We start from the raw sequence: 14,510 nt of genomic DNA on the forward strand, positions 1-14,510 counted from the left end.
GTTAAATATAGAGGGGAGAAAAAATGGATTTCAAAAGAATACAAATTATATTGCTCGTTTTCTTTATAATGTTTGATATATTTTTAGCCTATCTCCTAGTAGAGCGCGGAGCATTTGGTCTTAATTTTCAAGATCCAACATCTCAAATAAATCCCGTTCAGGAAATGAAAGATCGTGGAATTAAATTTAGTTCCGCTGTCGAAATGAATGATAATGCTCCTGAATTAGCTGTGTTAAAAAACACACCAAACAATGAATTATGGAGTAAAAGACAACAATTACAAAATCAAAACATTTCCATTGATCCAAATGGTGTTTTAGTGAGCGAGTTCTCAAGTCCAGTTGAAATGGATATATCACTTGGAGAAGAAACACACAGCTTAACAAGTGAAGATTTTGCTTGGATTCATGAAAATATATTAAAGGATCCCACTTACTTTATTAATGGAGAACTTTATTTAAATCATTGGTATTCTCCGCAAGAACGGATGATTATAATTCGCATGGTTACTAAAAGAGGAGGAAGTTTAGAAGACTCTTCTATGAAATCAGCAGTACCAATCTCTGACGGAACAGCAGAGATTCGTATTTTATTAGATGAAAATTATGATATGGTCTCTTATATGCAAACATATCAAGACCCTTTTGTGCGTTTAGAAGATCAAAGAAAATTGATTTCAACTAATGAGGTAATTGCTGTTATTGAAAACCGAATTGATACCACCTTGCCTAATGATGCTGAAATTGTCTCAATGACTTTAGGCTATTTTCGTTCAGTCGAAACCAAGCAATTTAATTTGTATTTACCAGCTTGGGAAGTCATCTACTACCGTAAAGAAAATGGTCAAACGGTCTCTGTGTTAGTAGATGCTATTAAGGGTAATGTTGTTAATACAAAGACTAAAACATAGAAAACCATTTTCTTAAATTGAATGCTGAAAGATGAAAGGTGTATAATATGAAGCTTAGTTTTTGCTTGCAGAGCATACAAAAATACATAATTTATAGCATCGTTCTTTCTATTTTGTTGGTTGCAGGAGCTTTAAATAAAAAGGTAATGGCGCAAGAAAACTCCTATGAAGTGAAAAGCCAAACGATTAAAGCCACGATTGATGCTAAAGGTGAGACGCGGGTGCGTTTATATTATCAAATTGAGGCTAACTACTTAAATCAATTAGAAATAAGAATCCCAATAGAAAATCAGAGTTTATCTTCTTATCGAATGGGAATGATCGAGAAAGACCAATCGATTAATTATTTTGCTGAAACTTCTAGTGGAGTCGCAGGAAGTTATCAATTGATTCAAACCCCACAAGAAGCTAAGCTGAATATAAGCTATCCGGTTGTCGATAAAACAGTAGAATATGTTATCGAATATGATTTGCAACAATCAGTGATTAATTATCAAGATGGAGCTTATTTTGAAGGAAGTTGGATTCCTTTAGTCGATACAGCTAAAGAACGAACGAACGAACTTCAATTGGTCTTATCTTTTGCAGGTCAAGTAGAGGAAGAAATGATACGTTATTGGTTATATGGTAGTGGAGTAGAGAAGTATGAATTTCTGAATCGAGAAGGTCAAACAAGCTTGACTTTGAATCTTGTCATCGCTCAAATTAAAGATAAGACTAGTCCTGTTTCTCTCCATACCCTCTTCCCTAAATCGGTTACCCCTAATAATTCAAATATAATTGATATTAAAGGGAGACAATCGATTGAAGCGAGAGAAACGCAAATTCAAAAAGATTTAACAGCTCAGATTAAACAAAAAAATTATCAATCATTAGTGAAAATCTTTTTAGCTGTTTTATTCCCTCTTATGGGGACATTCTTGCTTTATCGTAGCTACCAATTAAATAAAAAGAATCAAAAAGCTTCCGTAATTGAAAAAACAAGGCTAGGAATGGTTCCTGAACCGATGGATGCCTATTTGGTTAATGCGGTTGTTTATAATCAAGCCCCTGGGCCTAATGAGTTAGCTGCTAGCCTTTTAGAATTAGGAAGAAAAGGGTATTTGAAGATTCTTCCTGTTAGGATGAAAAATAGGAGCCACAGTCGAATAAGAAGTGGTTTCACTTTGGCCTTTCGCTTGGCAGAAGACCCATCAATACAAACTCTCCTTCCAAGCCATGAACGCTATGTTTTACAACTAATTAGTATAGATGTGAAGGAAGGTTCAGTTATAACTTTGGAAGAAATCATTACCAAAATTCGACAAAGAAAACAAAATAAGAAGAAGTATCACGATCTATGGAAAAAATATACCGATGCCATTGAAGTTAAAAGCGTGTCAGCAGATCATTTAAAAGCAAAAAATAAAAATTTCTCAACTCTTATCGCGATAACTGTTATATTTTTAACCGTTCTCTCAGCTATAGGAATATCTTACGACTTGGTTAATCAGCAAAGAAGTCAATGGTTGATTTGGGTGTTGTTACTGCTTGGAAGTATGTTGATCGTTCAAGCGGCGTTTCTTTTCTTATTAAATAAGCAAAGAAAGCAGATGAATTCAACCAATCAACAACAACTCGTATGGAATGCTTATAAAAAAGATCTACGTAATATCAATCAAATCGATTTAACAAAATACTCAACGATTGACCAGTGGGAAAAAATATTAATCTACGCTGTCTGTTTAGATGAAACAGCTACTATTCAACAAGCATTTACCCATCATTTTGACATGAAGGACTTAGAAAAAAATAGTAGAAGTCAAAATGGTGATTTTTATCGTGTCCATGGGTCTGTTGCAGATATTTTACAACCAGCTATCAAAGAATGGATTGAACTAATTGATCCTAAAGGTAAATGGTTACGTCGTTTTTCAGAAGTTGACTAGGCGAAAGAGGAGGTATTTTTATGATTAAGTATCGCATTCAAAAGGTTTTGGCTTTTGTAGTGACATTTCTGTGCGTTTTAGCAGGGTCCTTAACTCCAGTAATAGCTGCTCAAGAAGTTAATTTTTCAATTACCGATCAGTTTATTAATGCCAAGGTAATGGAAGATGGAAGTGTTGAATTTACAGATTATCAGTATTATGATGCAGATTTTATGAACGGTGTCTTATTTGAATTGGATCATGAGGGTTATCAACTTTCAAACTTTTCAGTGGGTATTAGTGAGAATAAGGAAGGTTCAATCAAGCCCTTGAATTTAGCCAATACTGAAAACAGAGGGACTTATCAAACGCAAGAGGAAAACGGCATCCTTAAGAGCAAGATTTTCTACCCCTTAGAAAACGAAGGCAAGTATTTTGTTTTTCAATATACCCTTGAACAATTAGTCACTAATTATCAAGATACCGCGGAACTTCTTAGACAATTTGGACGCTCAAACTATACAACAGACGTTCAAATTCGCATCGAACTTCCACAAAAAGCTGAAAGTAAAGAAGAGGTCCGTGCATGGGGTTATGGGGCTCCTCAAGGGGAGGTAAGAATTGTCGAAGAAGATCAAAAAACGGTTGTCTATCTAGACGTTCCTCAGCGCAAAGCCAGTCAATTTGTTGAAGGACAGATTGTGTTTCCTACTGATTGGACATCCTTAAACCTTAATAAGGTCGATGAAAAGCGATTAGATCAAATCTTAAAAGCTGCCCAAGGGCAAGTAGAAAAAGATGCTAAAAATGTAGATCAAATGAAAATGATTGCCTACACAATGGCTATACTGGGCTCAGTCGCACCTCCTTTATTACTTTTTTTTAGCTTAATGAAATATCGTCGTCAATCTGAGCGGTTAAATCCTCAACCCGTTTATGTACCAGATTACTTTTATGATTTACCTGAAAAAACGACACCTGGGCAGATGGCAACTAAATATCTTCGTGAATGGCCAAATGAAGATGACTTCGTTGCGACTCTTTTACACCTGGTTCAAAAAGGTTGGTTGAAAATAGAGGCCCAACCAGGTAGAAAACAGTCTGCTGAAACTGTAATGATCACCCCACTTCATTGGGGAACGGATTATCCAGAAGGTATTCTAGAGCATGAGAAATTTGTTTGGGATTACTTTACTCAAGCAAATGAAGGAGCCGGTGTTACTTTAGCTCAATTAGACCAGTTAGCTGAAGACAACCCTTCTTTTCGCAAGAAACAGTATCGCTATTGGTTAAGATTTAAAAATAAATTAGCAGCCGAAGGTGAAAAGTTTTTAGGCCAAGCTCTAGTTGAGACAAGAAAAATAGAAGTGACCAATAATACAGCGCTTATTTTAATGATTGCTGGAATTATTATTAATTTACTCTTTTTATATAGTTTGGATATCACTCGTTTATTACCGATGAATATTATCGGGATGATTATCGGAATTGGGTCAGTCTTATCAATTGGACTATACATCTATATGCGCATAGTCATGAAAAAACATCCACTCATGACCACCGAGCAACAAGAGATGAGAGACAAATGGCAAGCTTTCAGAAAAATGTTAAAAGATATTGGGCGTTTTAATGTTCGAAAAATTGCCTCTTTACCTCTGTGGGAGGAGTATTTGGTCTTTGCAACGAGTTTAGGGGTTGCGGATAGGGTTGTTAAAGCAATTGAGTTGGAGTTTAAACCGAGCGAAATTCAAGCCCAAGGACAAAGGCACTATCCATTGGCGCATCCCTACCTCTATGGGTCTTTATTCCGCAATCAAGTGACTCAATCCATTCAGTCTGTTTCACCGCAATCGACAGGACAAGGTGGCTTTGCAGGGAATAATAAAGGCGGATTCGGTGGTGGATTCTCTGGTGGATCGATGGGTGGATCCGGTGGAGGCACTTTCTCAGGAGGATTTTAGTTGGGCTTATTTAATAGGACAGGAGTGAGCGTAAATGGAAGAAGCAAAGCTGGAATTTGAGCAACAATTATATACCAACTATCAAAGTCAGACAACTAAAGAAAAGATAGAAGATGTCTCAGCCCAACGGACCGACTTAAGCTTCTCTATTTTAGCAAGTGGATCAACTGGCAATTGTACTTATATTGAGTCGGGCCAGAAACGTTTTCTGGTCGATGCGGGATTAAGTGGGAAAAAGATTGAGTCTTTATTTAAACAAATCGACCGTGATATTAGTCTAGTCGATGCGATCTTTGTCACACATGAGCATAAGGATCATATTCATGGGGTAGGCGTTCTTTCTCGTCGCTATAATCTTCCTATATTCGCTAACAGAGAAACTTGGAAGGCAATGGAACGAATGGTCGGTGAGATTTCCCCAGAAAATAAACAATATATTGAACCGGAGACCATGTTGCAATTGGGTGATATTGATATTGTAAGTTACAATGTGAGTCACGATGCAGCCCAACCACAGTTTTATGCCTTTCAAAAAGGTAATAAACAATTTGTAATGTTGACGGATACAGGTTATGTATCCGATCGGTTGCGCAGTCAACTTAGGAATGCGGATGCCTATTTGATAGAGTCTAATCATGAAATTGAACTTTTGAGATATGGTCCTTATCCTTGGTCTGTAAAACAGCGTATCCTTAGTGATAAAGGTCATTTATCTAATCAAGATGGAGCACTAGCTATCCGAGACTTAATGGGTTCAAAAACTAAAGATATCTATCTTGGACACTTAAGCCAGGATAACAATACTAAGGAATTAGCCATGTTAACGATGGAAGACATATTACAAGAATATGATGTGGATACCGCAAATGATTTAACGCTCCACATGACAGATCCAATTGAGGCTACTCCTATTCAAAAAATCTAAATAGAACTAAAATTTACTCAATTTATATTAAATGAACGATAATAATTCATACTTTCTTTAAAAAACAGTGTTATAGTTCATTCTGTAAACATTATGGAAAGGACGGATGGAACAATGAGCGAAGAATATAATCAAAACGATGGTACAAAAAGATGGCGTAAAATTTTTGTGGGTCTTTCTGGATTGACCTTATCATTATTAATGGCGGGTAGTTTAAGCCTTCATAATGACTTTTCGGCCTTTTCACAAGAGTCCACTCAAGTGGAAAACGCAATTAAAACTGCTGACCCAATTCAATTACCAGAAAACGAACAAAATATGGTAGATACAGTGAACCAAGCCAGTGAAGCTGTTGTTTCAATTGCTAACATGCAAAAGAGCAATCAAGGATTAGATCCTTTTTGGCAATATCAGTATAATCAATACTTTATGCCGGATGAAGAAGATAACGACTTACAAGTGATTGGTGAAGGATCTGGGGTTGTCTATCGCATAGATAGTGATAAAGCCTATATTGTTACCAATCATCACGTAATTGAAGGTGCTGATGCTTTAGAAGTGCGTTTAAAAAATGGTGAAACAGTTAAAGCAGAAATCATCGGAAGTGATGTTTTAAGTGATTTAGCTGTAATAACGATCGATGCTTCTGTAGCTAGCAAAGCCTTAGAATTTGTAGATTCTGATAACGTACAAGTTGGACAAGTCGCTATTGCAATTGGGTCACCTTTAGGAAGTGAATTTGCAACGTCGGTAACCAAAGGTATTGTTTCTGGTTTAGACCGGTCAGTGCCAGTAGATTTAAATGGCGATGGTGTACCAGATTGGGATATGAGTTTACTGCAAACCGATGCGGCAATTAACCCTGGTAATTCAGGGGGAGCCCTTTTAAATTCCTCCGGTCAATTAATTGGAATTAATTCAAGTAAATTATCGGCTACAGGTGTAGAAGGAATGGGCTTTGCTATTCCATCTTCAGATGTGGTAGATATCATTGGTCAGCTTGAGAAAAATGGAGAAGTTGTCAGACCCGTATTGGGCATCCGTTATACTAGCTTAAGACTAGTGCATCCCGATTATCGTACCCAAGTAATGGACCTAGATGAAGAAGATGTTAAAGGAGCCTTTATTCGTGAAGTAGAGCCGGAAGGATCGGCTGCTAAAGCGGGTCTTAAAGAGTACGATTTAATACGTGCCATTGATGGTAAGGAAATTGAGACAATTAATGATTTGAAAAAATTCCTCTATGAATACAAAGTAGGCGATAAAGTGAAATTGTCTATACGTCGTGCTAAAGAAGACATGGAGATAGAAATTACTTTAGAAGCAGCGGTTGAAAATCCTACAGAAATTCAGCCTTTCCCATCTGAGGAAGAGTCCGAAGAATCTAACAGTGTGGTTCCTTATTAGTTTATCCACAAACACATAGACTTATCCACAACTTTTATAATAAACTGTGGATAAGTCTTTGTTTTATTAACAGTTATTCAAATAATGAAAGGAGTAAGGAATGCTACATGTCGATATAATCTGTGTGGGTAGAGTTAAAGAAAAGTATATTAAAGCAGGCATGTCTGAATATCTCAAACGATTGTCAGCCTATGCCAAGGTTTCTATTCAAGAGGTAGCTGATGAAGCTACTAAAGAACAAATGACCGATACAGAGATTGAACAGCTTCTAGAACAAGAAGCTGAGCGAATTGAGAAAAAATTAAATAAGCAAAGTAAAGTGTTTGTTTTAGCTATTGAAGGGGACCTAATAACATCAGAGGATTTAGCTAAGTCCATGAATCAATTTGCTACTTATGGACACTCGCATATTAGCTTTATTATTGGGGGTTCATTAGGCTTAGCTGAAAAATTGAAGAAATCAAGTGATAAAGCCATCTCATTTGGCAGAATCACCCTTCCTCACCAGTTGATACGATTAGTTTTAATTGAACAAATTTATCGATCTTTTCGTATTATTAATAATCATGCCTATCATAAATAAGTAATTTTTAAAAACCTCAGATGGATAATTTCCATCTGAGGTTGAATGTTTTTATGGACGATTTTGATAGACTGTTTTAGCAAGTTCTAAAAGATAAAATTCAGCCCCTTCCATACTTGGGTGAATGTCATCTTCACGAAAATATTCAGGATGACCTGTTGAGATAGCTCGCCAATCGACTAAATGAACATTTGGATATTTTTGCGTAAGAGTTTGAATCACTTGATCAATTTGATCTAAAAATTCGATATCAGAATTTGAATTGACTAAGTATATTTCACGCTCACCGGCCATTTCAATTAATTCTTCAACGGCAGGAACATCTAGTCCGCCATTGGTTCCTAAGTTAACTACTAAATTATCCTTGACTAAACCTTGGTCTAAAAGTGCTTGAAATTTATCATAAGAAGTCCAGATATTTAAACTGACGTAACCGAATGCATTAGCTTGTTCAAAAAGTTTATTAATGCTAGCTCCAATAAATTGAGCCACCGAATCTCCGAATAGTGTGATAGGAAGTTCGTTCGCATAGAGAATTTCTTGTGGGCTTAATATAGTTGATAGTTTCGGTAATTCACTTTGAATTATTTCAAATCTTTGCCTCTTCTGCTGAGAGAGATGTCCAATTTGGTTTAATATGGAATCTTGTTGAAAAGATTGAATGGCTTGATCAGCGACTGTCGTTTGGTCGATAGAGTATGAAAAATTACTTGCCGCTATTTTATCAAAATCATTCAAACGTTTTTGAGAACTTTTGAATGTTTGGTCAATTTTATAATAAGGGCTAAATGGATTTGGATTGGTGGCATAGATTCCATATTCTAGATCAAACAAAGCAAGCGGTATATGATTATTACTTCTAAAAAGGCCAGTCAAACTAGCAATTATTAAGAAGAGATAAGTCATTGTAAGACCAAAATCTTTTTTGTTTCTAATTGGAAAATGTAATTGTCTTCTAATCCAGTGAACCTTTCTTTTTAACCTAGTTTTGTTTGAGAAAAGCATATGGAAACGGTTGGACTCAAAAACATAGTAAAAGATAGAAGAAAAAAAGATAATTGAGCACAGGCCCATTAGCTTTAGTACATCAATATACTCAGCAAATACACGCTGGAAGCCATAAATAATTACTAAGAGAGGGTAATAGCAAAGATATATACTATAAGATCTTTTTCCTAACCAAGTAAAGGTTTTATTACCCAAAACCTTTTCGAAGATGACGAGTTTTTGTCCAACGCCAATAATAAGTAGGGCTGTAAATATATTAGAGTAAGGAAGCCCTAACATATAGGCTGCAGCTTCTTGGTCAGATAGAGAAAGAAACTGAATGAGTAATAATATTAAGGACGTAATGACAATAAAGAAGTAATGCATTCTTAATTGACTTTTTTGAATCGTTTCAATTTTTTCGTGGATAAATTGAATATGATAATAGCTAGCCACCCCTATGGCAAATGAAGCATAGCGCGTTTGAAATCCATAGTAAATGCTTGAGGGATCCTCTTGATAAGAATAGCCATTAGCAGTTAAAAAAGTGCATAAACTAAAAATTAAAAGCCAAAATACACTTAAATAAATAGCGGGTATTTTTACTTTTTTGCTTAAAAAGACTAAGGATCCAGTCAGTATAAAGGACTGAAGATAAATGGCTACATACCATAAATGTGTTAAATAAGAAGTTACTGCCATGTCTGTAAAGTATGAGCGACCATTTAAGATTTGAAAATAATTATTAGCAAAAAAAAGACTCGCAAACAGTTCGGCGCGCATAGACTTGAGTACGAGAGGGTTAAAAATTTGAAGAAAGACTAGAATCAAAATAATCAACCACATCATAGGAAAGAATAAACGGTGAATTGTTTTTAAGAATAGAGAGAATAGTGACTGCCAAGTCGTTAGATTTTCATCTTCGTTGACTTTTAAGGCCAAAAAATAGGCTCCCATAACGAGAAAAACATTGACTGCTAAAAATCCGCCAGGAAAAATACTTGGCCATAGATGATAGAGAATGATGAAAAAAATAGCAATTCCTTTAATACCGTCAAATGATTTAATCCGAGGCATAATACCCTTCCTTTACTATTATGTAGAAAATTATTTTATCATAAAAATTTGAAGGAAGCGTGAAGTTTTACAAAGAGATTACATAAAACGATTGAATATGTTTGAGAGGTTACAGAACCAAATCAATTCACTAATTTGACCGTTTAAATCTTGTTTAAGAAAAGTAATTGAATTAAACTACAATTACTTAAGAAAATAAACTATTTGAGGTGTATATAAAATGAAATTTAACAAGAAAGTGAGTTTAGGTGCTTCGCTAATGTTGATGTTAACCCCAGTGGCGATTACATCGGCTCAAAATTGGAATGCGCGTACGGTTGAGGAAATAAGTGCTGAATTAACGGTAAATGAAGACAATCAAATGACCTACATTGTAAAATACGGAGACACCCTTGGAGCAATTGCTGAAGCAATGGATATTGATTTAGATTTTCTTGCTGCAGCTAACCAAATTGAAAATGTTAACCTTATTTATCCAGAAACAAAATTAGTTGCTCAATATGACATTAATCATAAAGCTGAAAAGTTAAACGTTGAAACTTCGGCTGGTGAAACATTTGAAATGGATATTCCAGTCAGTCTAACTCCTGAAGCTGAAACTGAAGATCAACAAGTTGTTTTTGAAAAAGAGCCTGAAGTTGAAGAAATCATTTTAAACGTTAGTGAAGCAGAAGATTTTGAAGTAGAACAAGAATTACCAATAGCTGAAGAAACAATCCAAGTAGAAGAAGTTGTTGAAACAACTGCGGAGTTAGTAAATGAAATCCCTCCTGTAGAGGAAGAAGTTTTGGCTGATGAAATTGTGGAAACGACTATTGAAGAAGTTTCAACGACTCAAGAAGCTACAGTAAGTCCCGTAATTGAAAATGAAGAACCTAATGAATCAATAGCTGAAGAAACAATCCAAGTAGAAGAAGCTGTTGAAGCAGAAGATGTTGAATTAGAAACAACACAATCAAGTGTTGTTGAGCTTGAAAACGTTATTGAAGAAGTTGAACAGTCAGAAGAGTTGACTGAATCAACTGTAACTACCAAAGACATTATTGAAGAAGTAGTAAAGGTAGAAGAAACACCTGTTACAGAGGAATTAGTAGGGGATGTTAATGAAGAAGTAACCACTAATTATTCTATACCATCGACATTAGCTGGCGTATCACAATCAGCTGCTAATTACGGCAGCCGCATTGCTAATCAGTACGGAGTTACTGCATATGGGCTAAGACCTGGAGATAGTGGCGACCATGGTAGAGGATTAGCTGTTGATTTTATGGTACCAGTTGGTTCTGCATTAGGCGATCAAATCGCTGCAGACGCAATTGCTAATATGGGTAATAACAATATTGCTTATGTTATCTGGAAACAACAAATTTATGGTAACTGGACTGGTGGTCAATGGCAACCAATGGAAGATCGTGGTAGTGTGACGCAAAACCATTATGACCACGTACATGTCTCTTTTAATAACTAATTGATATTTAAAGTTCTCACTACAATTGATGGTGAGAACTTTTTATCTTGAAAAACCATTTTGCTAAATTGACAAGCGCTTTCATGTTTGCTAAAATAGTCAGATAATAAAATACATTCTAGAAAGGAGGATAAATTATGCGAAAAATTTACACACAAGAATTACAAGGATTATTAGAAAAAATCAACGAAATGTTTGACTTGACACAAAGTATTTTTGACAATACTATTCAAGCAGTGATTGACTCAGATAATGAGCTTGCCGTTTCAACGATTGAGATGAATGAAAAAATTATTGAATTATCAGTCGAATTGGAAAAAGATGCCTATCTAATAGTAGCCTTACAGCAACCCGTTGCAGCGGACCTTCGTTACATTTTTGCATTACTGAACACCAGTGTTGAACTGAAACGTATTGCTGAACATACAACTACTATTGCTAAACGCATTAAACGTAACAAGCCAAATTTCTCAAATTATCAAGATGTAATCGTTATTGTGAATCAAATGGTAGAACGTTTACAGTTAATGTTTGAGCCATTAGCTGATATTATCAAGAATGGTGATATTCAAGAGGCTAGTCAAATTGCCCTTATGGATAGCCAAATTGATAAGCAATATGACTTGGTATTTGAAGAGATTACTTTAAAAATGGCTACCAACGAAGACTGTATTCCAGCAGGAATATTTACGATTGATTTAGTGAATAGCCTCGAGCGCATTGGGGATTACATTACTAATATCTGTGAGCATGTTTTATATCTTGAAACCGGGTCAACAGTTTATCTAAATTAGATAAATTAAATCAGAAAACAATTTGCGGTTATTAAATCAAATCGAAGGATGCGGTTTATTGACTGCTTTTTTATAATGTAGTTTAATTAGATTGTAAATGATAAGTTTAATTAGCCATAAAGGAGTAATTTATGAAATTTTATATGAAGCAAAAAGTATTTTCGTTAAAACAAGATTTCGATATTTATAATGATAAGCAGGAACCGGTTTATCGCGTGGACAGTAAATTAATCTCTTTTGGACGCAAAGCTAAAATTTTAGATCTTCAATCGGGCGAGGCACTATGCGAAGTTAATCAGAAGGTTTTTTCATTGTTTCCGACGGTGGACGTTACTCAAAATGGGAAGTTTGTCTCTCGAATTCGCAAAAAGTTTTCTTTTTTCAAACCTAAGTATGTAATTGAAGGAATGAATTGGGTTGTTGATGGAAGTATATTACAACACGATTACACAATTTTTGATAATCAGGGTAAAGAAATTGCAAGTATTAAAAAGAAATTTTTGTCTTGGTCAGATACGTTTGAGTTTGAAATTATAAATGAGACGGTTGATGAGGTGCTCATCTTGGCAACGATTTTAGCGATAGACTTAGCGATGGATTTATCTGAATCTTAAAGCATAGAAAAACACCTTGAATTTATTCAAGGTGTTTAATTAAACTATTTTACTATTCGGTAATACGTTGTTCAATTTCAAAAGCAGCCATCATTTCGTTGGTTGCATCATCGATGGATACTTTTTCAACTAAGTCGCCTCTAACTATAATTCGGTTAACAAAGTCTTGTGTACATGTAATGAGAGTAATGATAGGTTCTGTGGAGGGGTTTAAATATTGAATAGCGGATGGGTCCACTACCACAATAGAAGAAATTTCATAAACATAGACATCTTCTAGGTCCGTAATATAAATCTTCTGTCCTTCTTTTGCATTTTGTAAAGGAGAGAACAGTAAATCCGGATCATACATATGGTGGCTCGCTAGAACATAATTGGATTCACCCATTCTTTGATCTTCATAAAGGGTACCCGCTCCGAAGAACATGCCTTCATTTGAGGTACCTTTATTAATGGGTAGGTTTATTTTCAAATCAGGGATTGAGATACCACCAATAACTGGTAAGTCTTTAGGATTTACACTACTAGAGATAACAGTAAATGGATCTACTGCTTGAACATCATTAAAATCAAAAGAAACGTCTTTTAGTTGATTCGCCATAATTTGGTCACGTGTCATATTAGCAATCTGAATATCATTGGTTTTATTTTGAATTAAATAATTTTTAAGAGGGTTGACTAGAAACAAAGCAATGGCAATCACTATCAAAAGGCTGCCAAAAAAAGTTGAAAAGGAAAACCGTTTCTTTTTTTTAGGAATCCGACTACGTGAAGGGGTAGGGTATTCATTTTTACTCATATATTCCTCCAATTCTATCTACAAAGTAATCACGTTCATTTTAACATGACTGAGTACAAAATTAAATAAAATAGCTTAATTAACATACTTAATTCATAAAATTCGAAATAAAATCATAATATAATATTTTGTCTTATAATACTAATAGCAGGTGCATTTTCTAAATAAAAGTTATAAAATAAGAAACAGAAAGTTTAGAGGTGACGTATGGATAAAACAAAACGTTTTTTTAAAGAAATTTTTTCTTGGTTGATGTATATGGCGATTTGGTTAGCTGTTTTATTTACTTTTTACCATTTCGTTGCGCAACCTTTTTCGGTAGATGGTTCCTCTATGGAACATACTTTGGAAGATGGTGAAAAGGTTTGGATGTGGAAATTATCTGATATCGAACGCTTTGATGTGGTAATTTTTCCGCAACCTAATCCCTTACCAGGTAGACAACCCAAGCTTTATGTTAAACGTGTGGTAGGTATACCAGGCGATAAAATTGCTTATCAAAATGATCAACTTTTGATTAATGGACAGGCTGTCGATGAAGTCTATCTTAACGAAAAAGCTCAAGAGTATCGAAACGTTGGAGGGGGAAATTTCACTGAAGATTTTGCAATGGAAGAAATTACGGGTGAAGAGCTTGTTCCTGAAGGAAAATTTTTCGTCTTGGGAGATAATCGACAAAATTCTGTGGATGGTCGGAGTTTTGGCTTAATTGATGCGGATTCAGTTTTAGGTAAAGCAACATTTATCTACTGGCCGATTAAAAACTTTGGTAAAATAGAAGATTATGAGCTCAATCCTCAAGGTGATGCTATCGTTGTAGAATAAACTTAAGCTTGTTTTTATCCCCTGATTCCTTATAATAAGAAGTGAAAATAGATTAGTAATTTGTGGACGGTCCCTAGCAAGAGACAGAAGATGGAAGTGTCTCCCCACTCAGCAAATGAACCTACTATCTTATTAAAATTAGGTGGCTCCTTTATCGCTTTGAGTGGGCATTTTAAAGATGCAAATAAGGTGGTACCGCGGAGACTGACTGTGCTTCGTCCTTGATAGGATGAAGACAGTTATTTTTTATTT

The 14,510-nt window shown here is 35.2% G+C and carries 13 protein-coding genes; 11 read left to right on the forward strand and 2 right to left on the reverse strand.

Translation table 11 applies throughout. From position 1 onward, the window contains the following. Positions 1–23 precede the first annotated feature (23 nt). The 6 genes from yycI to rlmH all read left to right on the forward strand — a co-directional run bounded on the left by yycI (position 24) and on the right by rlmH (position 7,694). Complete coding sequence (gene yycI / locus NW240_RS06200) at positions 24–911, forward strand: two-component system regulatory protein YycI (RefSeq protein ID WP_258436631.1); 888 nt, start codon at positions 24–26, stop codon at positions 909–911. Positions 912–958: 47 nt separating this feature from the next. Beyond that, positions 959–2,839 (forward strand): DUF2207 domain-containing protein, encoded by a 1,881-nt coding sequence (locus NW240_RS06205; RefSeq protein ID WP_258436632.1) that lies wholly within the window; start codon positions 959–961, stop codon positions 2,837–2,839. A gap of 20 nt (positions 2,840–2,859) precedes the next feature. Beyond that, positions 2,860–4,779: a DUF2207 domain-containing protein gene (locus NW240_RS06210; protein WP_258436634.1), complete on the forward strand. Its 1,920-nt coding sequence runs from the start codon at positions 2,860–2,862 to the stop codon at positions 4,777–4,779. A gap of 34 nt (positions 4,780–4,813) precedes the next feature. After that, positions 4,814–5,704: an MBL fold metallo-hydrolase gene (locus NW240_RS06215; protein WP_258436635.1), complete on the forward strand. Its 891-nt coding sequence runs from the start codon at positions 4,814–4,816 to the stop codon at positions 5,702–5,704. 114 nt (positions 5,705–5,818) lie between these two features. Then, complete coding sequence (locus tag NW240_RS06220) at positions 5,819–7,111, forward strand: S1C family serine protease (RefSeq protein WP_258436636.1); 1,293 nt, start codon at positions 5,819–5,821, stop codon at positions 7,109–7,111. A 100-nt stretch (positions 7,112–7,211) separates the two neighbouring features. Then, positions 7,212–7,694: a 23S rRNA (pseudouridine(1915)-N(3))-methyltransferase RlmH gene (gene rlmH / locus NW240_RS06225; protein ID WP_258436637.1), complete on the forward strand. Its 483-nt coding sequence runs from the start codon at positions 7,212–7,214 to the stop codon at positions 7,692–7,694. 51 nt (positions 7,695–7,745) lie between these two features. Here the strand turns inward: rlmH and NW240_RS06230 are convergent, their stop codons facing one another. Then, positions 7,746–9,758 carry an acyltransferase family protein gene (locus NW240_RS06230; RefSeq protein WP_258436638.1) on the reverse strand — a complete coding sequence of 671 codons (2,013 nt, stop codon included), beginning with the start codon at positions 9,756–9,758 and terminating at the stop codon, positions 7,746–7,748. A gap of 220 nt (positions 9,759–9,978) precedes the next feature. Between NW240_RS06230 and NW240_RS06235 the strand changes: the two genes are divergently transcribed. The 3 genes from NW240_RS06235 to NW240_RS06245 all read left to right on the forward strand — a co-directional run bounded on the left by NW240_RS06235 (position 9,979) and on the right by NW240_RS06245 (position 12,634). Then, positions 9,979–11,226: a LysM domain-containing protein gene (locus NW240_RS06235; RefSeq protein ID WP_258436639.1), complete on the forward strand. Its 1,248-nt coding sequence runs from the start codon at positions 9,979–9,981 to the stop codon at positions 11,224–11,226. Positions 11,227–11,363: 137 nt separating this feature from the next. Beyond that, entirely contained in the window at positions 11,364–12,020 is a 657-nt protein-coding gene (gene phoU, locus NW240_RS06240) for a phosphate signaling complex protein PhoU (protein WP_258436640.1), read from the forward strand. Positions 12,021–12,151: 131 nt separating this feature from the next. Next, on the forward strand, positions 12,152–12,634 hold the full coding sequence (locus NW240_RS06245) for an LURP-one-related/scramblase family protein (protein ID WP_258436641.1): 483 nt from the start codon (positions 12,152–12,154) through the stop codon (positions 12,632–12,634). A gap of 52 nt (positions 12,635–12,686) precedes the next feature. On the opposite strand, the gene NW240_RS06250 is transcribed toward NW240_RS06245, so the two are convergent. After that, a complete protein-coding gene (locus tag NW240_RS06250; RefSeq protein WP_258436642.1) occupies positions 12,687–13,433 on the reverse strand; it encodes a class A sortase in 747 nt (248 codons plus the stop codon). Between the two features lie 207 nt (positions 13,434–13,640). On the opposite strand from NW240_RS06250, the gene lepB reads away from it, so the two are divergent. Then, complete coding sequence (lepB, locus tag NW240_RS06255) at positions 13,641–14,258, forward strand: signal peptidase I (RefSeq protein ID WP_258436645.1); 618 nt, start codon at positions 13,641–13,643, stop codon at positions 14,256–14,258. Between the two features lie 90 nt (positions 14,259–14,348). After that, positions 14,349–14,483, forward strand: a complete 135-nt coding sequence (locus NW240_RS06260) for a hypothetical protein (protein ID WP_258436646.1) — start codon at positions 14,349–14,351, stop codon at positions 14,481–14,483. Positions 14,484–14,510 lie beyond the last annotated feature (27 nt).

The organism is Facklamia sp. 7083-14-GEN3, from assembly GCF_024742075.1.
In the GTDB taxonomy this organism is placed as follows: domain Bacteria; phylum Bacillota; class Bacilli; order Lactobacillales; family Aerococcaceae; genus Facklamia.

Bases quoted from the DNA above. Each gene is read 5' to 3' on its own strand.
- yycI (WP_258436631.1), top strand. From the start codon at position 24: ATGGATTTCAAAAGAATACAAATTATATTGCTCGTTTTCTTTATAATG.
- NW240_RS06205 (WP_258436632.1), top strand. From the start codon at position 959: ATGAAGCTTAGTTTTTGCTTGCAGAGCATACAAAAATACATAATTTAT.
- NW240_RS06210 (WP_258436634.1), top strand. From the start codon at position 2,860: ATGATTAAGTATCGCATTCAAAAGGTTTTGGCTTTTGTAGTGACATTT.
- NW240_RS06215 (WP_258436635.1), top strand. From the start codon at position 4,814: ATGGAAGAAGCAAAGCTGGAATTTGAGCAACAATTATATACCAACTAT.
- NW240_RS06220 (WP_258436636.1), top strand. From the start codon at position 5,819: ATGAGCGAAGAATATAATCAAAACGATGGTACAAAAAGATGGCGTAAA.
- rlmH (WP_258436637.1), top strand. From the start codon at position 7,212: ATGCTACATGTCGATATAATCTGTGTGGGTAGAGTTAAAGAAAAGTAT.
- NW240_RS06230 (WP_258436638.1), bottom strand. From the start codon at position 9,758: ATGCCTCGGATTAAATCATTTGACGGTATTAAAGGAATTGCTATTTTT.
- NW240_RS06235 (WP_258436639.1), top strand. From the start codon at position 9,979: ATGAAATTTAACAAGAAAGTGAGTTTAGGTGCTTCGCTAATGTTGATG.
- phoU (WP_258436640.1), top strand. From the start codon at position 11,364: ATGCGAAAAATTTACACACAAGAATTACAAGGATTATTAGAAAAAATC.
- NW240_RS06245 (WP_258436641.1), top strand. From the start codon at position 12,152: ATGAAATTTTATATGAAGCAAAAAGTATTTTCGTTAAAACAAGATTTC.
- NW240_RS06250 (WP_258436642.1), bottom strand. From the start codon at position 13,433: ATGAGTAAAAATGAATACCCTACCCCTTCACGTAGTCGGATTCCTAAA.
- lepB (WP_258436645.1), top strand. From the start codon at position 13,641: ATGGATAAAACAAAACGTTTTTTTAAAGAAATTTTTTCTTGGTTGATG.
- NW240_RS06260 (WP_258436646.1), top strand. From the start codon at position 14,349: ATGGAAGTGTCTCCCCACTCAGCAAATGAACCTACTATCTTATTAAAA.